We start from the raw sequence: 22003 nt of genomic DNA, 5'->3' as shown, positions 1-22003 counted from the left end.
CCTACAGCTTCCAGCCCGAATGCAGCGCGGCAATGCCCATGGACAGGTTGCGCCATTGCACGCGGCCGAAGCCCGCCTCGCGGATCATGGTGGCAAAGGTTTCCTGGTCGGGGAACTTGCGGATCGATTCGACCAGATATTGATAGCTGTCACGGTCGTTCGCGACGATCTGGCCCATGACCGGGATCACGTTGAAGCTGTAGCGGTCGTAAAGCCATTGCAGCATCGGCACCGGCATCTGGCTGAACTCCAGCACCATCAGCCGGCCGCCGGGACGCAGCACGCGCCGCGCCTCGGCCAGCGCATCGGGGATGCGGGTGACGTTGCGGATGCCGAAGCTGATCGTGTAGCGGTCGAAGCTGTCGTCGGCGAAGGGCAGGGCCATCGCATCGCCGGTGACCCAGGCAAGGCGGTCGGCCTGCTTGCCGGCCTCGGCGCGCTTGCGGCCCTCGACCAGCATCGACTCGGTCATGTCGCAGACGGTGACGCGGGCGCCCGGCGCGCGGTCCAGGAAGCGAAAGGCGATGTCGCCGGTGCCGCCGGCCACATCCAGCAGATGCTGGCCGTCCCGCGGCGCCAGCCAGTCCATCATCGCGGTTTTCCAGATGCGATGGACGCCCCCGCTCATCAGGTCGTTCATCACGTCATAGCGCGAGGCCACGCGCGAGAAGACGCCATGGACCAGCCCGGCCTTGTCCTTCTCGGCCACGGTGCGAAAGCCGAAATGGGTTTCCTTTGGCTCGTCTGGGGTCATGTCGCTTGTCCATCCGTCGTTTCGCGCCCAGATAGTCCGAAAGCGCGCCGCGCGCCATAGCTGGGGACGCGGGCCGCACCATGCGACGAACGGGAAGAAAATGCCAGAACTGCCAGAGGTCGAAACCGTCCGACGCGGCCTTCAGCCGCATCTCGAAGGCCGGGTGATCGCCCGCGCCGAAGCCCGCCGCCCCGACCTGCGCTGGCCCCTGCCGCCCGATCTGGTGCAGGTGCTGACCGGCGCGCGGGTCGTCGCCCTGCGGCGGCGCTCGAAATACATCCTGGCCGAGCTGGAGGATCGCGGCAGCCTGCTTCTGCATCTGGGCATGTCGGGGCGGATGCTGATCGAGGGGGAAAGCCAGGGCGATTTCCACCGCGACCCGGCGATCCTGCCGCGCCACGACCATGTGGTGCTGTGGAACGACCAGGGCACGCGCATCACCTTCAACGACGCGCGGCGATTCGGCATGGTCGATCTGGTGCCGCCGGGGGCCGAGCATCCGCTGCTGGCGCATCTGGGGCCCGAGCCGCTGTCGGACGCCTTCACTGCCAAGGCTCTGGCAGCCGCCTTCGCCGGGCGGCGCATGCCGGTCAAGGCAGCGCTGCTCGACCAGCGAATCGTGGCGGGGCTGGGCAATATCTACGTCTCCGAGGCGCTCTATCGCGCCGGCATCGACCCGCGCCGCCTGGCCGGCGCGGTCACCGCCCCCGAGGTGGCGGCGCTGGTCGGCCATGTCCGCGCCGTTCTGGAAGAGGCGATCGCGGCCGGGGGCTCCAGCCTGCGCGACCACCGGCAGGCGACCGGAGAGCTGGGCTATTTCCAGCACTCCTTCCGCGTCTATGGCCGCGAGGGCGCGCCTTGCCCGACGCCGGGCTGCACGGGCACGGTCCAGCGCATCGTGCAGTCCGGGCGGTCGAGCTTTTTCTGCCCGCTCTGCCAGCAGTGAAGGGGCTCCTTCCCCACGCCTGAGCCGGTGATATCGGCAGGCGCTGGCCTTGGCCTCGCGCATTTGTTACGAGTCGCGGTCAGCTTGTTTGCGAAAGGCAGGAGTCGATGGCCTACCAGACCCTCACCGTCGAGATCGACGACTATATCGCGCTGATCCGGCTGAACCGGCCCGAGGCGCTGAATGCACTGAACTCGCAGCTGCTGAGCGAGCTGGGCGATGCGCTGGCCGATGCCGACCGGAACGAAAAGGTCCGCTGCATCGTGCTGACCGGCAGCGAAAAAGCCTTTGCCGCCGGCGCCGACATCAAGGAGATGTCGGCCAAGAGCTTCGTCGACGTCTATACCGACGACCTGTTCGGCGCCGAGATCGACCGCATCACCGCGACGCGCAAGCCGATCATCGCCGCGGTCGCGGGCTATGCGCTTGGCGGGGGATGCGAGCTGGCCATGGCCTGCGACTTCATCCTTTGCGCCGACAACGCCAAGTTCGGCCAGCCCGAGATCAATCTGGGCGTCATCGCCGGCATCGGCGGCACCCAGCGCCTGACCCGCTTTGTCGGCAAGTCCAAGTCGATGGAGATGCACCTGACCGGCCGCTTCATGGATGCGGCCGAGGCCGAGCGCTCGGGCCTGGTCAGCCGGGTCGTGCCGGCCGCCAAGCTGATCCCCGAAGCGCTGGCGGCGGCGAAGAAGATCGCCGAAAAGGGCCAGATCGCCGTCATGGCCGCCAAGGAGGCGGTGAACCGCGCCTATGAGACCACGCTGCGCGAGGGCATCCTGTTCGAGCGCCGCAGCTTCCAGGCGCTGTTCGGGACCGAGGACCAGAAAGAGGGCATGGCCGCCTTTCTGGAAAAGCGCGAGCCGCAATTCCGCGACCGCTGATTTCGCGCTTGGCATCCGGCCCGGATCGCTGTATAGGCCCGGGCTTACATGCGTGTGGGCCCGCTTAAAGGCAAGAATCATGACCGTCCGTTCCCAGACGGCGCCATGGGCTTTTGCGCAACCGAGATATGAAGAACAGATAGGACCGCACCCATGGCCAATACGCCCCAGTCGAAAAAACGCGCCCGCCAGCTCGAGCGCCGCACCGCCGTCAACAAGGCCCGCCGCTCGCGCATCCGCACCTTCCTGCGCAAGGTCGAGGAAGCCATCGCCAGCGGCAATGCCGAGATCGCCCGCGAAGCCCTGAACAGCGCCCAGCCCGAACTGATGCGCGGCGTGACCAAGGGCGTCATCCACAAGAACACCGCCGCGCGCAAGATGTCGCGCCTTTCGGCCCGGGTTAAGGCGCTGGCCACCGCCTGAGCTGCTGCGGCATTTTAGCAACTGCCGGTAGAACTTATCAGGGGCGCGCTCTATCCAGGCGCGCCCTTTCGCATGGGGAAGTGCCGGTTTTTCCTTGGTTTTCCCGCCTTTCCGGCATTGTCACGCAGCCGTCGCGAAGTTGCCAGATTCGATCCGGCAAAGTGACTGTCAAGCACGAAGATCGGTTGCTGGCCGGCTGCGGTTCTTGCTAGCTTGTTCCCTGCGATTCACCGTCGCGCCTGGGGGACATGCTCTGAACCGTCGGCTCTGCCGCCGACAGGCGGGGTGGCAGCTGGATCAGAACAGGGGTCCGCTACCGATGAAGCGCAAGCCGGCTGCCACCGGCCTGCGCCGCGTGTCTGCAAGTTTCGGCCGCAAGACGGCCCACACGTCGCCTTGGGCGGCGGGGGTCTTCTGTTGCCGAAACTGCTGTCGTTCAGGCTGCGGCATCCGAATCGCCTCACGCCGGAAAATCCCGGCGGCATGTGGGGAAAAGAGACGGAATTGGGCGAGATGGACAGACTTTGGGGGCAGGCGCGTGAAGAACTTCAGAAGATCGTCGGAACCGACAGTTTCTCGACCTGGATCGAGCCCCTTCGCCTGACCGGCGTTGCGGACGGCACCGCCACCATCGCCTGCCCGACCCGCTTCTTGTCCGACTGGGTCTCGCGCCATTACAGCGACGACATCCTCAAGGTGCTGGACCGCATGGGCGGCCCCGTGCAGCGCCTGAGCTTCGAGACCCGCAGCCAGACCGCCCGCCAGGCTGCGGCACCCGTCGTCAAGCGCCCCGCGCTCTCGCGCGCCTCTGGCGAGGAAGAGCTGGCGGCACCGCTGGACAGCCGCTTCACCTTCGAGAATTTCGTGGTCGGCAAGCCGAACGAGCTGGCCCACGCCGCCGCCCGCCGCGTGGCCGAGGGCGGGCCGGTGACCTTCAACCCGCTGTTCCTTTACGGCGGGGTCGGGCTGGGCAAGACCCACCTGATGCACGCCATCGCCCGCGAGATCCAGATCCGCCAGCCCGAGGCGCGCGTGCTGTATCTTTCGGCCGAGCAGTTCATGTATCGCTTCGTCCAGGCGCTGCGCGACCGCACCGTGATGGATTTCAAGGAACTGTTCCGCACCGTCTCTGTGCTGATGGTCGATGACGTGCAGTTCATCGCCGGCAAGGATTCCACGCAGGAGGAATTCTTCCACACTTTCAACACGCTGGTCGATCAGGGCAAGCAGATCGTCATCTCGGCCGACCGCGCGCCGGGCGAAATCAAGGACATGGAAGAGCGTATCAAGTCGCGCCTGCAATGCGGCCTGGTCGTGGACCTGCATCCGACCGATTACGAACTGCGCCTGGGCATCCTGCAAAGCAAGACCGACAGTTTCCGCGCGCAATATCCGGGCCTGCTGATCGCGCCCGGGGTGCTGGAATTCCTGGCCCATCGCATCACCTCGAATGTCCGGGTGCTGGAAGGCGCGCTGCAGCGGCTCTTCGCCTTTGCCAGCCTGATGGGGCGCGAGATCACGCTGGACATGACCCAGGAATGCCTGGCCGACATCCTGCGCGCCAACGACCGCAAGGTCTCGATCGAGGAGATCCAGCGGAAGGTGGCCGAGCATTACAATATCCGCCTGGCCGACATGATCGGACCCAAGCGCGTGCGCACCGTCGCCCGGCCGCGACAGATCGCCATGTACCTGGCCAAGCAGATGACCTCGCGCAGCCTGCCCGAGATCGGGCGCCGCTTCGGCGGCCGCGATCACACCACCATCATGCATGGCGTGAAGAAGATCGAAGAACTGCGCGGCTCGGATCGCAGCCTCTCCGAGGATATCGACCTGCTGCGCCGCCTGCTGGAGGCCTGAACGCATCCGCTTGACCTTGCGCGGGATTATGCCACATTGGCGCCCCGCGAGGCGGGTGCGAGACGAGGCCGGAACGACATAAGGGTTGACCATGAAATTCTCGATCGAACGTGCCGATCTGGTGAAAGCCGTATCCCAGGCCCAGTCCGTGGTCGAACGCCGCAACACCATCCCGATCCTTGCCAACGTGCTGATCGAGGCCGCGCCCGAGGGCGTCAGCTTCCGCGCCACCGACCTGGATACCGAGATCGTGGACCGCGCGCCGGCGCAGGTCGAGCGGCCCGGCGCCACCACCGTCTCGGCCGGGATGCTGAACGACATCGCCCGCAAGCTGCCGGACGGCGCGCTGGTGCAGCTTAGCCTGGATGCCGCCTCGGGGCGGCTTTCCGTGCAGGCCGGGCGCTCGAACTTCAGCCTCGCCACGCTGCCGCGCGAGGATTTCCCGGTCATGTCCTCGTCGGAATACGGCGCGAATTTCTCGGCCCCCGCCGCGGTGCTGCGGCGGCTGTTCGACAAGTCGAAATTCGCCATCTCGAACGAAGAGACCCGCTATTATCTCAACGGCGTCTATATGCATGTCGCGCAGACCGAGGACGGCCCCAGCCTGCGCTGCGTGGCGACCGACGGCCACCGGCTGGCCCGAATCGACGCCCCGCTGCCGGCGGGCGCCGAGGACATGCCGGGGGTGATCGTGCCGCGCAAGACCGTGGCCGAGCTGCGCAAGCTGCTGGACGATGACGAGGCCGAGATCGCGGTCTCGGTCAGCGAGACCAAGGTGCGCTTCGCCACGCCGACGATCACGCTGACCTCGAAGGTGATCGACGGCACCTTCCCCGATTACAGCCGGGTCATCCCCTCGGGCAATGCCCGCAAGCTGGAGGTCGATGCCGGCGATTTCGCCAAGGCGGTCGACCGGGTGGCCACCGTCAGCAGCGAACGCTCGCGCGCCGTCAAGCTGTCGCTGGACGAGGATCGGCTGGTCCTGTCGGTCAATGCCCCCGATGCCGGCGCGGCGGATGAGGAACTGCCGGTCGCCTATGCCGACGAGCCGCTGGAGATCGGCTTCAACGCCAAATACCTGCACGAGATCGCCAGCCAGATCGAGCGCGAGAACGCGGTCTTCCTGTTCAACGGCTCGGGCGACGCGGCGCTGATCCGCGAGGGCGGCGACACCAGCGCGGTCTATGTCGTCATGCCGATGCGCGTGTGACGCTGAGCCTGTTGCACCTGACCCAGTTCCGCAGCTGGGCCAGGCTGGAGATCGAGGCCGACCACCGCCCCGTCGCCATCCATGGCCCGAACGGGGCGGGCAAGACCAATATCCTGGAAGCCGTCTCGATGCTGTCGCCCGGCCGGGGCATGCGCGGCGCCGCACCCGGCGACCAGGCCCGCAAGGGGCCGGAGGTCGGCTGGCAGATCCGGGCCCAGATCGGCACCCATCAGGTGCTGACCCGCGCGCTGCCCGGCCAGCCGCGCGAGGTGGTGATCGACGAAAAGCCCTCGACCCAGATCGCGCTTGGCCGGCTGATGCGGGTGATCTGGCTGACGCCCGCCATGGACCGGCTGTGGACCGATGCCCCGGAACAGCGGCGGCGATTCCTGGACCGGGTGACGCTGAGCTTCACGCCGGGCCATGCCGAGGACGCGCTGGGTTACGAAAAGGCCATGCGCGAACGCAACCGGCTGCTGCGCGACGAGGTCCGCGACGCCGGCTGGTATCGCGCGCTGGAGGCACAGATGGCCGAGACGGGCGCGGCGCTGACGCGCAACCGCCTGGACGCCATCGCCCGGATCATGGCGGCGCAGGAAGGGGCCGGGACCGCCTTCCCCTCGGCCAGCCTGACGCTGTTGCCGGGCGAAGGTTCGGCCGACGATCCCGACGCCGAGAGCATCGCCGCCCGGCTGGCCGAAGGCCGCGGCCGCGACATGGCGGCCGGCCGCACCCTGACCGGCCCGCATCGCGCCGATCTGGGCGCGCATTGGGGGCCGCAGGCGATGCCCGCCGCGCTTTCCTCAACCGGCGAGCAAAAGGCGCTGCTCTTGTCGCTGATCCTCGCCAATGCCCGGGCGCTGGCCGAGGAAAGCCCGGTGCTGCTGCTCGACGAGGTGGCGGCGCATCTGGATGCCGACCGCCGCGCAGCGCTTTACGACGAGATCTGTGCGCTTCGCGCCCAGGCCTGGCTGACCGGTACCGGGCCGGAACTGTTCGAGGCGCTGCGCGGCCGGGCGCAATTTCTGGCGGTGGTGCGCGAGGCCGAGGCCTCGCACATCATGGGTATTTGAGAAACGGAAAGACGCCTGCCGGTCGCGCGAAGGCTAGACCATCAGGTCCACCAGTTCGAAGCGGGTCACGTCGACGATGCCGAGGTCCGAGATCCGCAGCTCGGGGATCACCACCAGCGCCAGCAGCGAATGCTGCATATAGGCGTTGTTGAGCGTGCAGCCGCAATCCTGCATGGCCTTGACGATGCCTTGCGCGGCCTCGGCCACCTCGGCGGCGGGACGGTCGGACATCAGCCCGGCGATGGGCAGCGCCACCGTCGCCAGTTCCTCGCTGTCGCGGAACACGGTGACGCCGCCGCCGATCCGGCCCAGGTGGTTCGCCGCCGCCGCCATGCTGTCGCGGTCGGTGCCGACGACGATCATGTGGTGGCTGTCATGCGCCACGGTCGAGGCCACCGCCATCCGGCCCTGGTAGCCAAAGCCCGAGACAAAGCCGTTCACCACGCCGCCCGTGCCGCGATGCCGTTCGACCAGCGCGATATGGCAGGTCTCGCCCTGCGGCTCGATCACGCCGTCGCGGATCGGCAGCTGGGCCGTGAGCGCGCGGGTCGGCGCCTGGTTCTCGACCACGCCGATGACGCGGACGCGCGCGCTGTCACCCGTGGCCCGCACGGCGAAATCCGCGCCGGTCAGGCTGCGCCCCAGATGCACCGAATCGCGCGCCGCCTCGGGCCAGGCGATGCGCGGGCAGTCGACCAGCAGCTTGCCGGTTTCGGCGACCACCGCGCCTTGGGCGACCACCGTCTCGATGGGCAGGCTGCACAGGTCCGAGGTCAGGATCACGTCCGCCCGCCGTCCCGGGGTGATGCTGCCCAGCTCGCGCTCCAGCCTGAAATGGCTGGCGGCGTTGATCGTTGCCATCTGGATCACCACCAGCGGATCGCAGCCGCAATCGATGGCATGGCGCACCACCCGGTTCATGTGCCCGTCATTGACCAGGGTGCCGGAATGGCTGTCGTCGGTACACAGGATGAAAAAGCGCGGGTCGAGCCCCTTTTCGGTGATCGCGGTGATCTGGCTTTCGACATCGTACCAGGCCGAGCCCAGCCGCATCATGCAACCCATGCCCTGCCGCACGCGGGCGATGCCCTGCGCCTCGGTCGTGGTTTCGTGGTCGTCATTGGCGCCGCCCGCCACATAGGCGTGGAAGGGCCGTCCCAGATCGGGACTGGCGTAATGGCCGCCCACCGTCTTGCCGGCAGCACGGGTGGCGGCGATCTCGGCCAGCATCTGCCGGTCGCCCGAGGCGACGCCGGGGAAATTCATCATCTCGCCCAGGCCCACGATGCCGTCCCAACCCATGGCCTGCGCCACCTCGCCCTCGGTGATCGGCTGGCCGGTGGTTTCCAGGCCGGGGGCCGAGGGCGCGCAGCTGGGCATCTGGGTGAACATGCTGATCGGTTGCAGCAGCGATTCGTCCCGCATCAGCCGCACGCCCTCAAGCCCCAGCACATTGGCGATCTCGTGCGGGTCGTGGAAGATCGTCGTGGTGCCGTGCGGGATCACCGCGGCGGCAAAGCCGGCCGGCGTCAGCATCCCCGATTCGACATGCATATGCGCGTCGATCAGGCCGGGCACCATGAAGCGGCCATCGGCCTTGATCACCTGCGTCCCGGGGCCGACCGAGGGTCCGGCATCGGGGCCGACATAGGCCACGCGGCCATCGGCCACGGCGACATCCATGCCGGGGATCACCTCGCGCGTGTGGACATTGACCCATTGCCCGCCCCGGATCACCAGATCGGCCGGCGCGCCCCCCGCCGCCACCTCGACCAGCCGGGCCTGGGCCTCGATCCACGGTTTCAACATGCCTGTCTCCTTGTTCATTGCCCCCAGATTGCGGCAGGGTGGCGCGAAAGGAAAGGCGGCGCGATGGAATGGAGCGGCGAGGCCAGCGTGATGGCATTGCAAAGGCACGGGGAAAGCGCCGTGATCCTGACCGTGCTGTCGCGCGAGACGGGGCTGATCCGCGGCCTGGTGCCAGGCGGCGCCAGCGCCAAGCGCGCCGCGGTGCTGCAACCCGGCAACCGGGTCAGCCTGCGCTGGCGGGCGCGGCTGGAGGAGCAACTGGGCACCTTCGCGGCCGAGCCGGCGCGGGCGCGGCCGGGGCTTCTAGGCAGCGGCGATGCGCTGGCCGGGGTGAATGCGGTCACCGCGCTTTTGACCTTTGCCCTGCCCGAACGCGACCCGCATCCCCGCCTGGCCGACGCGACCGAGGCGCTGCTGGACCTGATGGACGCGGGCGAGGGTTGGGCCGAGGCCTATCTGCATTGGGAGATGCGGCTGCTCGACGAGTTGGGCTTCGGCCTTGATCTGACGAGTTGCGCGGTGACGGGGGCGCGCGAGGGGCTGGCCTATGTCAGCCCACGCTCGGGCCGGGCGGTTTCGGCCCAGGCGGCGGGGGAATGGGCGCCAAGGCTCTTGCCGCTGCCCGCCATGCTGGGCGGGCGCGGCAATGGCGGCATCGAGGACGCGCTGGCCCTGACCGGCCATTTCCTGCAGGTGCGGCTGGCCGAGGCGCATGCGGGCAAACCCCTGCCCCCGGCCCGCGCACGGCTGGTCGCCCGGCTTACTGCGTCGCGGCACGCCAGCGGATGGTGACATCGGGGCCGGTCATCACCAGCTCGTCACCTTCGCGCCTTGCCTCGCGCACCGCGCCGAGCGCCTGGAAAAAGGCGTGCTCGCCGCCCTCTTGCAGGCAGGCGCGGCGGGTCGTGGCCAGCGCGCCCAGATCCAGCGCCGGCAATGCGGCACGATTCTGGCCGGTGAACAGGTTGCATGGCCCCTGCCCCGAAACCGCGCCATCCTCGGCGATGCGCAGGGTGGGCTGGCCCGCGACCTCGCCCCCCTCCACCGCGATCAGCGTGTATTCGCCGGCAATCTGCGCCGTCTCATCCGATTCGGCGCCGCAGGCGGCAAGCCCCAGGGTCAGGGCGAGAATCAGTTTCCGCATCGCTCATCTCCTTCCGGCAAGCCGCCGCACGGTCATTCCTTGCGGTAGCCCGGCTCATAGGTCAGGTAGGTCGGTCCCTTGATGGTCAGGACGCCACCCTCGAAGGTGATGCCGTTGGCGGCCGAAAGCGCCTGGAAATAACGCGATTCCAGCCGTCCGGCCAGGCCGCTGCAGGCCATTTCCGTCCGGGTCAGCGACCCCAGCGCAAAGGCCGGCGGCTCGGCGCTCTGGCTTGCCGAGTAGGTGTTGCAGGGCGCCCGGCCCGAGATCGAGCCGTCCGCCCCGATGGTCATGCCGACATTGCGCTGCGGCACGGTGTCGGAACCGATGCCCACCAGCACATAGGGGCCGGTCGGAATGGTCGAGCCGGGCACGGGAGGCGAAGCCGGCTCGCAGGCGGCAAGGCCAAGCGTGGCGGCAATAGCCGCGGAAATCATCGGGATGCGGGTCATGGGCAGCTCCGTTATGTCATGTTGCCGCCATAATGCCCTAACGGCCCCCGCTGTCCAGCAGGGGCCGGCATTTCATCCTAGTCCAGTAGCCTGCGTGCAATAACCTGGGCCTGGATCTCGGCCGCGCCCTCGAAGATGTTGAGGATGCGCGCGTCGCAAAGCACGCGGCTGATGGCGTATTCCAGCGCAAAGCCGTTGCCGCCGTGGATTTGAAGCGCATTGTCCGCCGCCGCCCAGGCGACGCGGGCGCCCAGCAGCTTGGCCATCCCCGCTTCCAGGTCGCAGCGCCGGCCGTGGTCCTTTTCCCAGGCGCTGAAATAGGTCAGCTGCCGGGCGATCATGATCTCGACCGCCATCATCGCCAGCTTGTCGGCGACGCGCGGGAATTCGATCAGCGATTTGCCGAACTGCTTGCGGTCGATGGCATAGCGCATGCCGATCTCGGCCGCCGATTGCGCTACGCCGACGGCGCGGGCGGCGGTCTGGATGCGCGCCGATTCGAAGGTCTCCATCAACTGCTTGAAGCCGCGGCCGGGCTCGCCGCCCAACAGGTTCTCGCCCTTGATACGGAAACCGTCGAAGCCCAGCTCGTATTCCTTCATGCCGCGATAGCCCAGCACCTCGATCTCGCCGCCGGTCATGCCGGGGGTCGGGAAGGGATCGTCGTCGGTGCCAGGCTCTTTTTCCGCCAGGAACATCGACAGGCCGCGCCAGTCGGTGGTCTCGGGATCGGTGCGCGCAAGCAGCGTCATCACATGGGTGCGCTGCGCATGGGTGATCCAGGTCTTGTTGCCGGTGACGACCCAATCCTCGCCGTCGCGCACCGCGCGGGTGCGCAGGCTGCCCAGGTCGCTGCCGGTATTCGGCTCGGTAAAGACCGCCGTCGAGAGGATCTCGCCCGAGGCGAGGCCCGGCAGCCATTTCGCCTTCTGCGCCTCGGTGCCGCCGCAGAGGATAAGCTCGGCCGCGATCTCGCTGCGGGTGCCCAGCGAGCCCACGCCGATATAGCCGCGCGACAGTTCCTCGGTGACGACCACCATCGAGGCTTTCGAGAGGCCCAGCCCCCCGAACTCCTCGGGAATGGTCAGGCCGAAAACGCCCAGTTCCGCCAGTTCCTCGATGATCTCCATCGGGATCAGCTGGTCCTTGAGGTGCCATTCATGGGCGTTGGGGATCACCCGCTCTTCGGCATAGCGGCGGAACTGGTCGCGGATCATCTCCAGATCCTCGTCCAGCCCGGTGGCGCCGAAGGTGGCCCGGCCGTGATTGTCCTGCATCAGCCGCGCAAGCTCGGCCCGCGCCGGCGCGGTATTGCCGCGCATCAGCTTGGCCGCCGCCTCGCCCGGCTGCCAGTCCAGCTCCAGGTCCGAGAGGCGGGCGAATTCCGTCTGGCTCATCGGGATGCCGCCGGCGATCTGGCCCAGGTATTCGCCCAGGCCGATCTGCAGGATCAGCGCCTCGATCCGGCCCAGGTTGCCCGCCTCGGCCAGCCGCCCGGCCCATCCGCTCAGCTGCCGGATCGATTCGACATAGGTGGTCAGCCAGGACAGGGCATGGGCGGCGTGCTGGTGCTGTTCCAGCAGCGCGGGCTGCGGCTTGCCGGCGGGGGCCACCAGCGCGCGCAACGCCTCGGTCGCGCGGGATTGCAGGGATTCGAGCTCCGGCAGGGCCTCGCCGGCAAGCGCAAGCAGGGCGGAAGGCGTATCGGCTGGCATCGCGGGCATGTCCTTCATGGCAGAATCCTTATGCGGCGTTGCAGCATGACTAGCGTCATTGCAATCGCAGCGCAACTATCATGCGCAGGACGGCGCCATTGCGAACTAAAATGTCTTGAAAATTTTCAGCAACCGCCCCCTTGCCGCGGGCGGCGCGGCGCATCACCCTGCGCCCATGTTTGGCCTCGACCCCTTTCATTTCTGGACCGCCATCGCGATCACCCTGTTCTCCGGCTTCGTGAAGGGCGCCATCGGATTCGCCATGCCGATGATCATGCTGGCGGCGCTGGGGTCCTTCCTGACCGCGCAGCAGGCGGTGGCGGCGGTGATCCTGCCGGTGCTGGTGACCAACATCCGCCAGGCCCTGCGCGGCGGCTGGCGTCCGGCCTGGCAGGCAAGCTGGGCCTATCGCTGGCATATCGGCATGGTGATGCTGTTCATCCCGGTCAGCGCCTTCTTCGCCACGCGGGTGCCGCAATGGCTGATGTATGCCATCATCGGCCTGCCGATCACGGCCTTCGCGCTATGGCAGATCCTGGGCCGCAGCCTAGTCCTGCCGGTGCATCACCGCCGGCGCATGGAGATCGCGACCGGCGTGGTCGGCGGGCTGATCGGCGGCGTCTCGGGCATCTGGGGGCCGCCGCTGCTGGTGCTGCTGCTGTCGCTGCACGCCCCCAAGGCCGAGCAGATGCGGGTCCAGGGCGTGGTGTTCTTCCTGGGTGCGGCGGTGCTGACCGTCTCGCACCTGCAATCGGGGCTGCTGAACGCGCAGACCCTGCCGTTTTCCGCGATCCTGGTGATCCCGGCGCTGATCGGCATGGGGCTGGGCTATCTGGCGCATGACCGGCTGGACGTGGCGCAATTCCGGCGCTGGACGCTGGTCCTGCTGGTGCTGACCGGCGCCAACCTGCTGCGCCGCGCGCTGGAGCTTGCGGGTCCGGCGGTGTAACCAGGGGACCAAAAGCGAAAGGCCCGCCATGACCCCGATCCCCGATCCCGCCCAACTGACCGCCAGGCTGATCCGCTGCGCCTCGGTCACGCCCGACGAGGGCGGCGCGCTGGTCTTGCTGGCCGATGTGCTGGGCGCTGCGGGCTTCGAATGCCACCGCGTCGACCGCGAGGGCGTGCCGAACCTGTTCGCGCGCTGGGGGGCACAGGGGGCCAGGACCTTCGGCTTCAACGGCCATACCGACGTGGTGCCGCCGGGCGATCCGGCCAGCTGGACGCACCCGCCCTTTTCCGGGCACGAGGCCGAGGGCTGGATCTGGGGCCGCGGCGCCACCGACATGAAATCCGGCGTCGCCGCCTTTGCCGCCGCCGCCATCGGCTTCGTGACCCAGACCCCGCCGCCGGACGGCGCGGTGATCCTGGCCATCACCGGCGACGAGGAGGGGCCCGGCAAGCACGGCACCCGCGCGCTGCTCGACTGGATGGCGGCGCGGGGCGAGCGGATGGATGTCTGCATCGTCGGCGAGCCCTCGAACCCCGACCGCATGGGCGAGATGATCAAGATCGGCCGCCGCGGATCGATGACCTTGCAAATCGAGGCGCACGGCATCCAGGGCCACGCCGCCTATCCGCATCGGGCCCGCAACCCGATCCACGCGCTGCTGCGGCTGCTGCACGAGCTGACCGACGCGCCGCTGGACGAGGGGACCGAGCATTTCGATCCCTCGGGATTGCAGGTGACGACGGTCGATTGCGGCAACCCGGCCTCGAACGTGATCCCGGAACGGGCGCGTGCGGTGATCAACATCCGCTTCAACGACGCGCATACGTCCGAAAGCCTCGACCGCATGATCCGTGCCCGCGCGGCGGCGATCTCGGCCGAGACCAGGGTGGACTTCGCCATCTCGACCGATGTGTCGGGCGAAAGCTTCCTGACCGCGCCCGGCCCCTTCGTCGATCTGGTCGCCGGCGTAGTGCGCGAGGAGACGGGGCTGGACCCTGTGCTCTCGACCTCGGGCGGCACCTCGGATGCGCGTTTCGTCAAGGATCATTGCCCGGTGCTTGAATTCGGGCTGGTCGGGCATTTCATGCATCAGGTCGACGAACGCGTGCCGGCCGACCAGGTCCGCCAGCTTGCCCGCATCTATCGCCGCATCCTGGAGCGTTACTTCGCATGATCGAGAAAACCGCCGACCTTGTGGCCTGCCGCGCCATCCGGCACGAGGTCTTCGTCATCGAGCAAGCCGTACCCGAGGCCGAGGAATGGGACGGCCGCGACGGCGATGCCATCCACCTGCTGGCCCGCGACGCAACCGGCGCGGCGGTGGGCACCGCCCGCATCCTGATCGAGGGCGCGACCGGCAAGATCGGCCGTGTCGCGGTGCTGAAATCCGCGCGCGGCACCGGGGCGGGCGCCGCCCTGATCCGTGCGGCGCTGGACGAGCTGCGCGCCCTGCCCGGCGTCACGCGGGCCAAGCTGGGCGCCCAGACCCATGCCATCGGCTTTTACGAAAAGCTGGGCTTTGCCGCCTATGGCCCGGAATACGACGATGCCGGCATTCCGCATCGGGACATGGCGCAGGACCTGGGATGATCCGCCCGGAGCTGGCCGAAAAGTTGCGTCCCTGGGCCGAAACCGGCATCGCGCTGGCCGCCACCGCTTTCGGCCTGTGGGTATTTTCGCTGGGCGGCTGGATCCTGTGGCCCATCGGCGCCACCATCGCCGGGGCCTCGGCGCTTTGGGCGCTGGACGCCCGGCGCCGGATGCGGTTCCGCCACGATACGCTCGGTCCCGGCATGGTCGAGCTGGACGAGGGCGCGATCCGCTATCTTTCCCCCAACCGGCTGCTGGGCGGCGAGATCGCGCTGCGCGAACTGGCCGAGATCCGGCTGATGCGACTGAACGGCCGCCGCCACTGGCGGCTGAAAAGCGGCGATGGCCAGGCGCTGCTGATCCCGGTCGACGCGGCGGGGGCCGAGCACTTGGCCGGCGCCTTCGCCACGCTGCCGGGAATCGAGATGGGGCGCCTCGCCTCGGCGCTGGCGCCGGATGCGCCGACGATCCAGACCGTTTGGACGAGGCCGGCGCGCGCCCGCTTGACTTGAGCCGCGCGCCTTGCCACCTGTGACGGGCAAGGCAAATGAAAGGCCACCGATGTCCATTCCCCAACAGGGCGGCGGCCCGATCGAACGTCCCGAACAACTGGCCGAATATCTCGCCTCGGGTGAAAAACCGCGCGAGAGCTGGCGGATCGGCACCGAGCACGAGAAATTCGGCTATCGCCATGCCGACCTGATGCCCCTGCCCTATGAGGCGCCCGCCGGCCAGCCCTCGGTCAAGGCCATGCTGGAGGGGTTGCAGGCCCGTTTCGGCTGGACCCCGGTGCTGGAGGCCGGCCATATCATCGGGCTGGAACGCGACGGCGCCAATGTCAGCCTGGAGCCCGGCGGACAGCTAGAACTCTCCGGCGCACCGCTGGAGACCATCCACCAGACCTGCGACGAGGTGAACAGCCATCTGGCCGAGGTGAAGGCCGTGGCCGACGATCTGGGTGCGGGCTTCATCGGCCTTGGCGCGGCGCCGATCTGGACGCAGGACCAGATGCCGATGATGCCGAAAGGCCGCTATCGGCTGATGACCGACTACATGGGTCGGGTCGGCACGCTGGGCACGCAGATGATGTATCGCACCTGCACGGTGCAGGTGAACCTGGACTTCGCCAGCGAAGCCGACATGGTGCAGAAGCTGCGCGTGGCGCTGGCCCTGCAGCCGGTGGCGAATGCGCTGTTCGCCAATTCGCCCTTCCTCGACGGCAAGCCGAACGGCTGGAAAAGCTGGCGGGCGCATATCTGGCAGAACCTCGACGCGGCCCGCACCGGCATGCTGCCCTTTGCCTTCGAGGACGGCTTCGGCTACGAGCGTTGGGTCGATTACGTCCTCGATGTGCCGATGTATTTCGTCTATCGCGACGGCAAGTATATCGACGCGTTGGGACAAAGCTTCCGCGATTTCCTGAACGGCCGCTTGCCGGCGCTGCCGGGCGAAATCCCGACCCTGTCGGATTGGGCCGACCACCTGACCACGGTTTTCCCCGAGGCGCGGGTCAAGAAATTCATCGAGATGCGCGGTGCGGACGGCGGTCCCTGGCGGCGGCTCTGCGCCCTGCCGGCGCTATGGGTCGGGCTGCTTTACGACCAGGCGGCACAGGATGCGGCCTGGGATCTGGTCAAGGGCTGGGATGCCGAGACGCGCGAGTCCTGGCGGCGCGGCGCCGGGCTCAAGGCGCTGGATGCCGAGGTGAACGGCACGAAGATGCGCGACCTGGCGCGCGAGGTGCTGGCGATTTCGGAAGCCGGGCTCAAGGCGCGTGCCCGCACCGGATCGGGTGGGCTGGTGCCGGACGAGACGCATTTCCTGAACACGCTGAAGGAAAGCGTCGAGACCGGCAAGGTTCCCGCAGACGAGTTGCTGGGGAAATACCACGGCGAATGGGCAGGCGATCTCAGCCGCATCTACGCCGAATATTCCTATTAACCAAGGGCCGGGTGATCCCCGGCCCCTTTCGCATCCGGCCTGCGTCGCAAATTCAGGCTTGCGGCGCCGACGGTTCGTTGCGGTTTTGCATGAACTGGTCGAACTCGGCCTTGTCCTTGGCTTCGCGCAGCTTTTGCAGGAAGTCGAGGAATTCGCGATGCTCGTCCTCCAGCCGCTTCAGCGTTTCCTCGCGATAGGCGTCGAAGGCAGTGTTGCCGGTCGGCGCGTTGAAACCGTGACGATGGTGGCGGCCGTGGTGATGGCGGTGGCGGCAGGAAAACATGCGTTTGCTCCAGATCATGTAACCCAGGATGGCAAGGCCCAGGGGCCAGCAGGCGATGAAGGCCAGGATCATGGCGGCGATCCAGGCGCCTTTCCCGCGTTCGTCCAGCCAGTCGCGGATGCCGGCCAGCGTGGCGCCGATCCGGTCCAGGACAGAGGGGCGCGGGGCGATGTCGGTGTTCATTGCGGTCCCTTTCCGATGTAAATGTTAATCACATTTACATAGATGGAGCGAAGCAGCCCGCATTCAAGGGAGACGGCCAGATTTTCCGTCAAGATTTCCGGCCGGGGATCGTTCAGTCGCGGATCACGCCCAGCCCGCGCAGATAGATCAGCGCGCCGCTTTCCAGCATGTCGGCGGGCGAGATGGGCGAGCGCGAGCCGGGCTTGCCGCGACCGAACAGTTCGACCACGCCATGGCTCAGCGCCCAGATGTGGTCGGCCACCATGCCCGGCGGCGGCCGGCGGCCGGCGGGCAATTGGGCGAACAGCGCCTCGGCTCCGCGCACCAGGATGCCGCGTGCCCGTTCCGAGGCTTGCGACAGCCCGGCATTGCCGGCGATCGACAGGCCGGCTTCGAACATGGCCATATAGAAGCCGCGCCGTTCGGCGGCAAAGGTCAGGTATTCCTGCCCCATGCGCAGGAATGCGGTCAGTGGTCGCGGCCGTCCCTCGTCAAAGGCGGCTTCCAGCCGGTCGGCGAATTCCTCGAAGCCCTGCCGGGCCACCTCTTCCAGCAGATCCTCGCGCCCGGCGAAATGGCGATAGGGCGCGGCAGCGCTGACTCCGGCCAGGCGCGCGGCCTCGGCCAGGGTGAATGCCTGCGGGCCCCTTTCCTCGATCAGTTGCACCGTGGCCTCGACAAGGGCCTGGCGCAGGTTGCCATGGTGATAGGAGGATCGGGCCATGTCCGGCCCTTACATGCCTTCGCCGAAGTAATCCTCGACAAGCGCGGTCAGCGCATCGGCCAGTTCCCGCGCCTGCGCGCCCCTGACGGTGACGCGAATGGCGCTGCCGCGCGGCGCGGCCAGCATCAGCAGGCCCATGATCGAATCGCCCGAGACGCTGATGCCGTCCTTTTCGACGGTCGCCTGCGCATCGAACCGCTCGACGGTCTCGACGAATTTCGCGCTGGCCCGCGCATGCAGGCCCTTTTCGTTGATGATCGCCAGTTCGCGGGTGACGGCCCCGTTGGTCATGTCATTCATGAAGCGGCACGTTTGGGAATGGGAAGCACATCGGCAGGCAAGACGTCATAGCTGTTGATGTACTTGCGTCCCGCATCCTTGGCCAGCGTCACCGCATCGGCCACCGGCAATTTGCGCGATTTGGCCAGCTTGACCAGCATCGGCAGGTTCGCCCCATAGAGAATCGAGCGGTTTCGCATCGCACAGGCCATCAGCGACAGGTTCGAGGGCGAGCCCCCGAACAGATCCGTGACCACCACCACGCCATCGCCCGAATCGACCGCGTCCGCGGCGGCGCAGATTTCGGCCTGCTTTTCGCCCCGGTCATGGTTTTCTTCGATCGCCACGGCCTTGATCCCGGTTTGCGGCCCCACCACATGCTCGACCGCCGAGAGATATTCCCGGGCAAGGCCCCCATGCGCCACGATGACAATCCCGATCAATTCACCCTACCACGCAGCAGCCGTTCACCCTTGCGCCCATGCTGTGCGAGCGGCCCGCATATGGCCCTCGTCCCCAGGTGCCGGCGCCTTTTCACGGCGTTCAAGTTCCCGATGTCTAATTGACACTTGCCAGCCTGCTTTCGCAAGCGCGTCTGCCATTTTTTCCGCCATTGTGACAGAACGGTGTCGCCCCCCGGTGCAACCGAAGCCGATCGCCAGGTGGGCCTTGCCCTCTTCCAGATGGGCAGGCAGGGCGAAAAGCACAAGATCGCGCACCCTGCGGAAGAACTCGTCAAAGCGCGAATCGGCCATCACATATTGCTGAACCGGCGAATCGCGGCCATCCAGCGGCCGCAATTCCGTCCGCCAATGCGGGTTGGCCAGGAACCGGCAATCGAACATCATGTCCACCCCGCGCGGCACGCCGCGCTTGTAGGAAAAGGACTGCACCGAGACGGTCAGCCGCCGCCTCGGCTCGGTCTCGAACCAGCGGGCCAGTTCCGCCTTGAGGTCGTGCGGCGACAGCTCCGACGTATCGACCAGCACGTCGGCGCGGGCGCGGATCGGGCCCAGCATGTCGCGCTCGGCCCGGATCGCGTCGAGCGGCGAGCCCTCGCCCCGCAGCGGATGGCGCCTGCGGGTTTCGTTGAACCGTCGCAAAAGCTGCTCGGTCGTGCAGTCGAGGAACAGCACCTCCGGCGCGTATTCCGGCAACCGGGTCAAGCGGTCGATCAACTCGATCAGGTTGGCGACCGAGAAATCGCGGTTGCGCACGTCCACCCCCAGGGCCAGCGGCATCGGCCGCGCCGGCCCGTCCAGAAGCCGCGGGATCAGCGACAGGGGCAGGTTGTCGATGGCCTCGTAGCCCAGATCCTCCAGCACGTTGATCGCCGTCGAGCGCCCGGCACCCGAAGGCCCGGTGACCAGCACCAGCCGCTGCGCCCGTTCGTCCTGGCTGTCCATGGCGGTCATCGCCTCTGGCATGGCTCGCTCTACCTCTCGCGCAGATCCGTGTCCGCCCGGCCGGCGGCAAGATATTGCAACAGTATTGATGCAAGATGAACGCGACCGGCACCAAGGACAAGGGGCATGGACCTGCCCAGAAGGTCAAGTCTGCGGTCGGGCGGCAGGCGGTCGGGCTCGGGGCGGCCCAGATCGGCGGCCAGCACCACCTCCACCGGGCCGTGGGGCGCGGCATGCAGGATGCCGACGCCGCGCGCCTCGATCCGGCCCCGGATCGAATCGGGCGCGTCCGCGACGATGCGCGCGCCCTCGCTGCGCAGAACGGTGCGGTCGTCGGCCACCAGCGCCGCGCCGAAAGCCATCATTTCAAGGGCCAGCGTGGACTTTCCCGCACCCGACGGACCCAGGATCAGCAACCCCTTGTCCCGATACGCGATGCAGCTTGCATGCAGGATCATGGCGCCCCCTTGCCCCCTGGCCGAATCACCCGGCCGCCGTCATCGGACCGATGGCCTTTGTGACGGACTCCCCAAGCCAAGGCCACGATTCGGCAAATGATTGCGCTAACCGTCTCTGATTGCGCTAACCCTGACGATAAGTGCGCTTTCGCCCGGGAAATGCCGTGTTATAGGACGCGCAACGGCCGGTTGCCGGCCCGGAATTTCTAGCAGGAGCACAGGTGCCATGACCGAACCGCGCGTCAATCCGAATTGCCGTCTCGAAGACCAGGGAATCACGGGCCTCGGCAATGTCCACTACAACCTGCTAGAACCGGCGCTGATCGACGCTGCCATCCAGCGCGGCGAAGGCAAGCTGGGCTTGGGCGGCACCTTCCTGGTCTCGACCGGCGCCCATACCGGCCGCTCGCCCAAGGACAAGCATGTGGTGCGCACGCCCGCGGTGGAAGACAGCATCTGGTGGGAAAACAACCGCCCGATGGAGCCCGAGGCCTTCGACCGCCTGCATGCCGACATGCTGGAGCACATGAAAGGCAAGGACTATTTCGTCCAGGACCTCTACGGCGGCGCGGATCCTGCCCTGCGCCTCGACGTGCGAGTCGTGACCGAACTGGCCTGGCACGGGCTCTTCATCCGCAACCTGCTGCGCCGTCCCGAAGCGTCCGAACTGGCCGGTTTCCTGCCGGAATTCACCATCATCAACTGCCCCTCGTTCAAGGCCGACCCGGCACGCCACGGCTGCCGCTCGGAGACGGTGATCGCGCTCAACTTCGACAAGAAGCTGATCCTGATCGGCAATACCGCCTATGCGGGCGAGAACAAGAAGTCGGTCTTCACGCTCCTGAACTACATCCTGCCGGAAAAGGGCGTGATGCCGATGCATTGCTCGGCCAACCACGCGCTCGGCAACCCGGACGACAGCGCCATCTTCTTCGGCCTGTCCGGCACCGGCAAGACCACGCTCTCGGCCGATCCCTCGCGCACGCTGATCGGCGATGACGAGCACGGCTGGTCCGACAACGGCATCTTCAACTTCGAGGGCGGCTGCTACGCCAAGACCATCAATCTCTCGGCCGAGGCCGAACCCGAGATCTATGCCACCTGCTTCAAGTTCGGCACCGTGATCGAGAACATGGTCTACGACCCCGACACGCTGGAACTGGACTTCGAGGACAACTCGCTGACCGACAACATGCGCTGCGCCTATCCGCTGGAGCAGATCTCGAACGCGTCGGAAACCTCGCTGGGCGGCCAGCCCCGGAACGTGATCATGCTGACCTGCGACGCCTATGGCGTGCTGCCGCCGATCGCGCGGCTGACCCCGGCGCAGGCGATGTATCACTTCCTGTCGGGCTTCACCTCCAAGACGCCGGGCACCGAGGTGGGCGTGACCGAGCCGACGCCGACCTTCTCGACCTGCTTCGGCGCCCCCTTCATGCCGCGCCGCCCCGAGGTCTATGGCAAGCTCCTGCAGGAAAAGATCGCCAAGACCGGCGCGGCCTGCTGGCTGGTCAACACCGGCTGGACCGGCGGCGCCTTCGGCACCGGCAAACGCATGCCGATCAAGGCCACCCGCGCCCTGCTGACCGCGGCGCTGGACGGCTCGCTGAACGACGCCCAGTTCCGCAAGGACCCGAATTTCGGCTTCGAGGTTCCGGTCTCGGTCCCCGGCGTCGAGGACAAGCTGCTCGACCCGCGCCAGACTTGGACGGACGGCGCCGCCTACGACGCCCAGGCCCGCAAGCTGGTCGGCATGTTCAGCGACAACTTCGCGCAATATGCCGACAAGATCGACGACGACGTCCGCGCCGCCGCCATCGGCTGAACCGAACCGAAAATCTCAAACGCAAAGGGCGGTCCCAAGGGCCGCCCTTCTGCTTCGCACCAAAGCCCAGCCCACGCGGAACGGTCCCGCCG

Annotated in this window: 24 protein-coding genes; 13 read left to right on the top strand and 11 right to left on the bottom strand. The window is 67.5% G+C overall.

The window, feature by feature from the left end:
* Position 1 precedes the first annotated feature (1 nt).
* On the bottom strand, positions 2 to 754 hold the full coding sequence (ubiE, locus tag QPR87_RS09825) for a bifunctional demethylmenaquinone methyltransferase/2-methoxy-6-polyprenyl-1,4-benzoquinol methylase UbiE (protein WP_011750736.1): 753 nt from the start codon (positions 752 to 754) through the stop codon (positions 2 to 4).
* A 100-nt stretch (positions 755 to 854) separates the two neighbouring features.
* Here ubiE and mutM point away from each other — a divergent pair, with 100 nt between their 5' ends.
* The 6 genes from mutM to recF all read left to right on the top strand — a co-directional run bounded on the left by mutM (position 855) and on the right by recF (position 7150).
* Positions 855 to 1700, top strand: coding sequence for a bifunctional DNA-formamidopyrimidine glycosylase/DNA-(apurinic or apyrimidinic site) lyase (gene mutM, locus QPR87_RS09820; protein WP_285049418.1), 846 nt, complete (start codon positions 855 to 857; stop codon positions 1698 to 1700).
* Between the two features lie 107 nt (positions 1701 to 1807).
* Positions 1808 to 2584, top strand: coding sequence for an enoyl-CoA hydratase (locus tag QPR87_RS09815; protein WP_011750738.1), 777 nt, complete (start codon positions 1808 to 1810; stop codon positions 2582 to 2584).
* 153 nt (positions 2585 to 2737) lie between these two features.
* Positions 2738 to 3007 carry a 30S ribosomal protein S20 gene (gene rpsT, locus QPR87_RS09810; protein WP_011750739.1) on the top strand — a complete coding sequence of 90 codons (270 nt, stop codon included), beginning with the start codon at positions 2738 to 2740 and terminating at the stop codon, positions 3005 to 3007.
* A gap of 513 nt (positions 3008 to 3520) precedes the next feature.
* Positions 3521 to 4867, top strand: coding sequence for a chromosomal replication initiator protein DnaA (dnaA, locus tag QPR87_RS09805; protein ID WP_231000116.1), 1347 nt, complete (start codon positions 3521 to 3523; stop codon positions 4865 to 4867).
* Between the two features lie 91 nt (positions 4868 to 4958).
* On the top strand, positions 4959 to 6077 hold the full coding sequence (gene dnaN, locus QPR87_RS09800) for a DNA polymerase III subunit beta (protein ID WP_285049416.1): 1119 nt from the start codon (positions 4959 to 4961) through the stop codon (positions 6075 to 6077).
* A complete protein-coding gene (gene recF / locus QPR87_RS09795; RefSeq protein ID WP_285049414.1) occupies positions 6074 to 7150 on the top strand; it encodes a DNA replication/repair protein RecF in 1077 nt (358 codons plus the stop codon). The genes dnaN and recF overlap by 4 nt, the downstream gene beginning before the upstream one ends.
* Positions 7151 to 7183: 33 nt before the next feature.
* Here the strand turns inward: recF and QPR87_RS09790 are convergent, their stop codons facing one another.
* Complete coding sequence (locus QPR87_RS09790) at positions 7184 to 8959, bottom strand: adenine deaminase (protein ID WP_285049412.1); 1776 nt, start codon at positions 8957 to 8959, stop codon at positions 7184 to 7186.
* Between the two features lie 63 nt (positions 8960 to 9022).
* Between QPR87_RS09790 and recO the strand changes: the two genes are divergently transcribed.
* The gene (recO, locus tag QPR87_RS09785; protein WP_285049410.1) at positions 9023 to 9751 is read left to right on the top strand and encodes a DNA repair protein RecO; all 729 of its coding nucleotides are present in this window, start codon (positions 9023 to 9025) and stop codon (positions 9749 to 9751) included.
* Here the strand turns inward: recO and QPR87_RS09780 are convergent.
* The 3 genes from QPR87_RS09780 to QPR87_RS09770 form a co-directional block, all read right to left on the bottom strand.
* Positions 9720 to 10103, bottom strand: coding sequence for an META domain-containing protein (locus QPR87_RS09780; RefSeq protein ID WP_285049409.1), 384 nt, complete (start codon positions 10101 to 10103; stop codon positions 9720 to 9722). The genes recO and QPR87_RS09780 overlap by 32 nt on opposite strands.
* Positions 10104 to 10135: 32 nt before the next feature.
* Positions 10136 to 10555 (bottom strand): META domain-containing protein, encoded by a 420-nt coding sequence (locus QPR87_RS09775; RefSeq protein ID WP_285049408.1) that lies wholly within the window; start codon positions 10553 to 10555, stop codon positions 10136 to 10138.
* Between the two features lie 77 nt (positions 10556 to 10632).
* Complete coding sequence (locus tag QPR87_RS09770) at positions 10633 to 12288, bottom strand: acyl-CoA dehydrogenase family protein (protein ID WP_104492701.1); 1656 nt, start codon at positions 12286 to 12288, stop codon at positions 10633 to 10635.
* A gap of 97 nt (positions 12289 to 12385) precedes the next feature.
* Here QPR87_RS09770 and QPR87_RS09765 point away from each other — a divergent pair, with 97 nt between their 5' ends.
* From QPR87_RS09765 to QPR87_RS09745, 5 genes are read left to right on the top strand one after another with little or no spacing between them, the layout of a single operon-like run.
* Complete coding sequence (locus tag QPR87_RS09765) at positions 12386 to 13219, top strand: sulfite exporter TauE/SafE family protein (protein ID WP_241663491.1); 834 nt, start codon at positions 12386 to 12388, stop codon at positions 13217 to 13219.
* Positions 13220 to 13247: 28 nt separating this feature from the next.
* Positions 13248 to 14396, top strand: coding sequence for a succinyl-diaminopimelate desuccinylase (gene dapE, locus QPR87_RS09760; protein ID WP_285049406.1), 1149 nt, complete (start codon positions 13248 to 13250; stop codon positions 14394 to 14396).
* Positions 14393 to 14812 (top strand): GNAT family N-acetyltransferase, encoded by a 420-nt coding sequence (locus QPR87_RS09755; RefSeq protein WP_285049405.1) that lies wholly within the window; start codon positions 14393 to 14395, stop codon positions 14810 to 14812. Before dapE ends, QPR87_RS09755 begins: the two co-directional genes overlap by 4 nt.
* A complete protein-coding gene (locus QPR87_RS09750) occupies positions 14809 to 15324 on the top strand; it encodes a hypothetical protein (protein WP_011749119.1) in 516 nt (171 codons plus the stop codon). The genes QPR87_RS09755 and QPR87_RS09750 overlap by 4 nt, the downstream gene beginning before the upstream one ends.
* A 49-nt stretch (positions 15325 to 15373) precedes the next feature.
* Entirely contained in the window at positions 15374 to 16753 is a 1380-nt protein-coding gene (locus QPR87_RS09745; RefSeq protein ID WP_011749120.1) for a glutamate--cysteine ligase, read from the top strand.
* Between the two features lie 52 nt (positions 16754 to 16805).
* Here QPR87_RS09745 and QPR87_RS09740 read toward each other — a convergent pair whose 3' ends face one another.
* The 6 genes from QPR87_RS09740 to QPR87_RS09715 all read right to left on the bottom strand — a co-directional run bounded on the left by QPR87_RS09740 (position 16806) and on the right by QPR87_RS09715 (position 20086).
* The gene (locus QPR87_RS09740; protein WP_104492699.1) at positions 16806 to 17219 is read right to left on the bottom strand and encodes a DUF2852 domain-containing protein; all 414 of its coding nucleotides are present in this window, start codon (positions 17217 to 17219) and stop codon (positions 16806 to 16808) included.
* 112 nt (positions 17220 to 17331) lie between these two features.
* Positions 17332 to 17943 carry a TetR/AcrR family transcriptional regulator gene (locus QPR87_RS09735; RefSeq protein ID WP_011749122.1) on the bottom strand — a complete coding sequence of 204 codons (612 nt, stop codon included), beginning with the start codon at positions 17941 to 17943 and terminating at the stop codon, positions 17332 to 17334.
* A 9-nt stretch (positions 17944 to 17952) separates the two neighbouring features.
* Complete coding sequence (locus QPR87_RS09730) at positions 17953 to 18243, bottom strand: HPr family phosphocarrier protein (RefSeq protein WP_011749123.1); 291 nt, start codon at positions 18241 to 18243, stop codon at positions 17953 to 17955.
* On the bottom strand, positions 18240 to 18665 hold the full coding sequence (locus tag QPR87_RS09725; protein ID WP_011749124.1) for a PTS sugar transporter subunit IIA: 426 nt from the start codon (positions 18663 to 18665) through the stop codon (positions 18240 to 18242). Before QPR87_RS09725 ends, QPR87_RS09730 begins: the two co-directional genes overlap by 4 nt.
* 24 nt (positions 18666 to 18689) lie before the next feature.
* A complete protein-coding gene (gene rapZ, locus QPR87_RS09720) occupies positions 18690 to 19649 on the bottom strand; it encodes an RNase adapter RapZ (protein ID WP_285049402.1) in 960 nt (319 codons plus the stop codon).
* 8 nt (positions 19650 to 19657) lie between these two features.
* Entirely contained in the window at positions 19658 to 20086 is a 429-nt protein-coding gene (locus tag QPR87_RS09715) for an HPr kinase/phosphorylase (RefSeq protein ID WP_104492698.1), read from the bottom strand.
* A 226-nt stretch (positions 20087 to 20312) separates the two neighbouring features.
* On the opposite strand from QPR87_RS09715, the gene QPR87_RS09710 reads away from it, so the two are divergent.
* On the top strand, positions 20313 to 21911 hold the full coding sequence (locus QPR87_RS09710) for a phosphoenolpyruvate carboxykinase (RefSeq protein ID WP_104492697.1): 1599 nt from the start codon (positions 20313 to 20315) through the stop codon (positions 21909 to 21911).
* The last annotated feature ends 92 nt before the right edge of the window (positions 21912 to 22003 follow it).

It is taken from the genome of Paracoccus sp. SSJ (genome assembly GCF_030234105.1).
Taxonomy (GTDB): Bacteria; Pseudomonadota; Alphaproteobacteria; order Rhodobacterales; family Rhodobacteraceae; genus Paracoccus; species Paracoccus denitrificans.
Note: the sequence above shows the minus strand (reverse complement) of the source record. Positions and strands in the feature narration are given on the sequence as shown.

What these genes read in the sequence shown, in the direction of transcription:
- ubiE (WP_011750736.1), bottom strand. Translation starts at nt 754, where the DNA reads ATGACCCCAGACGAGCCAAAGGAAACCCATTTCGGCTTTCGCACCGTG.
- mutM (WP_285049418.1), top strand. Translation starts at nt 855, where the DNA reads ATGCCAGAACTGCCAGAGGTCGAAACCGTCCGACGCGGCCTTCAGCCG.
- QPR87_RS09815 (WP_011750738.1), top strand. Translation starts at nt 1,808, where the DNA reads ATGGCCTACCAGACCCTCACCGTCGAGATCGACGACTATATCGCGCTG.
- rpsT (WP_011750739.1), top strand. Translation starts at nt 2,738, where the DNA reads ATGGCCAATACGCCCCAGTCGAAAAAACGCGCCCGCCAGCTCGAGCGC.
- dnaA (WP_231000116.1), top strand. Translation starts at nt 3,521, where the DNA reads ATGGACAGACTTTGGGGGCAGGCGCGTGAAGAACTTCAGAAGATCGTC.
- dnaN (WP_285049416.1), top strand. Translation starts at nt 4,959, where the DNA reads ATGAAATTCTCGATCGAACGTGCCGATCTGGTGAAAGCCGTATCCCAG.
- QPR87_RS09790 (WP_285049412.1), bottom strand. Translation starts at nt 8,959, where the DNA reads ATGTTGAAACCGTGGATCGAGGCCCAGGCCCGGCTGGTCGAGGTGGCG.
- recO (WP_285049410.1), top strand. Translation starts at nt 9,023, where the DNA reads ATGGAATGGAGCGGCGAGGCCAGCGTGATGGCATTGCAAAGGCACGGG.
- QPR87_RS09780 (WP_285049409.1), bottom strand. Translation starts at nt 10,103, where the DNA reads ATGCGGAAACTGATTCTCGCCCTGACCCTGGGGCTTGCCGCCTGCGGC.
- QPR87_RS09775 (WP_285049408.1), bottom strand. Translation starts at nt 10,555, where the DNA reads ATGACCCGCATCCCGATGATTTCCGCGGCTATTGCCGCCACGCTTGGC.
- QPR87_RS09770 (WP_104492701.1), bottom strand. Translation starts at nt 12,288, where the DNA reads ATGAAGGACATGCCCGCGATGCCAGCCGATACGCCTTCCGCCCTGCTT.
- dapE (WP_285049406.1), top strand. Translation starts at nt 13,248, where the DNA reads ATGACCCCGATCCCCGATCCCGCCCAACTGACCGCCAGGCTGATCCGC.
- QPR87_RS09755 (WP_285049405.1), top strand. Translation starts at nt 14,393, where the DNA reads ATGATCGAGAAAACCGCCGACCTTGTGGCCTGCCGCGCCATCCGGCAC.
- QPR87_RS09750 (WP_011749119.1), top strand. Translation starts at nt 14,809, where the DNA reads ATGATCCGCCCGGAGCTGGCCGAAAAGTTGCGTCCCTGGGCCGAAACC.
- QPR87_RS09745 (WP_011749120.1), top strand. Translation starts at nt 15,374, where the DNA reads ATGTCCATTCCCCAACAGGGCGGCGGCCCGATCGAACGTCCCGAACAA.
- QPR87_RS09740 (WP_104492699.1), bottom strand. Translation starts at nt 17,219, where the DNA reads ATGAACACCGACATCGCCCCGCGCCCCTCTGTCCTGGACCGGATCGGC.
- QPR87_RS09735 (WP_011749122.1), bottom strand. Translation starts at nt 17,943, where the DNA reads ATGGCCCGATCCTCCTATCACCATGGCAACCTGCGCCAGGCCCTTGTC.
- QPR87_RS09730 (WP_011749123.1), bottom strand. Translation starts at nt 18,243, where the DNA reads ATGAATGACATGACCAACGGGGCCGTCACCCGCGAACTGGCGATCATC.
- rapZ (WP_285049402.1), bottom strand. Translation starts at nt 19,649, where the DNA reads ATGCCAGAGGCGATGACCGCCATGGACAGCCAGGACGAACGGGCGCAG.
- QPR87_RS09715 (WP_104492698.1), bottom strand. Translation starts at nt 20,086, where the DNA reads ATGATCCTGCATGCAAGCTGCATCGCGTATCGGGACAAGGGGTTGCTG.
- QPR87_RS09710 (WP_104492697.1), top strand. Translation starts at nt 20,313, where the DNA reads ATGACCGAACCGCGCGTCAATCCGAATTGCCGTCTCGAAGACCAGGGA.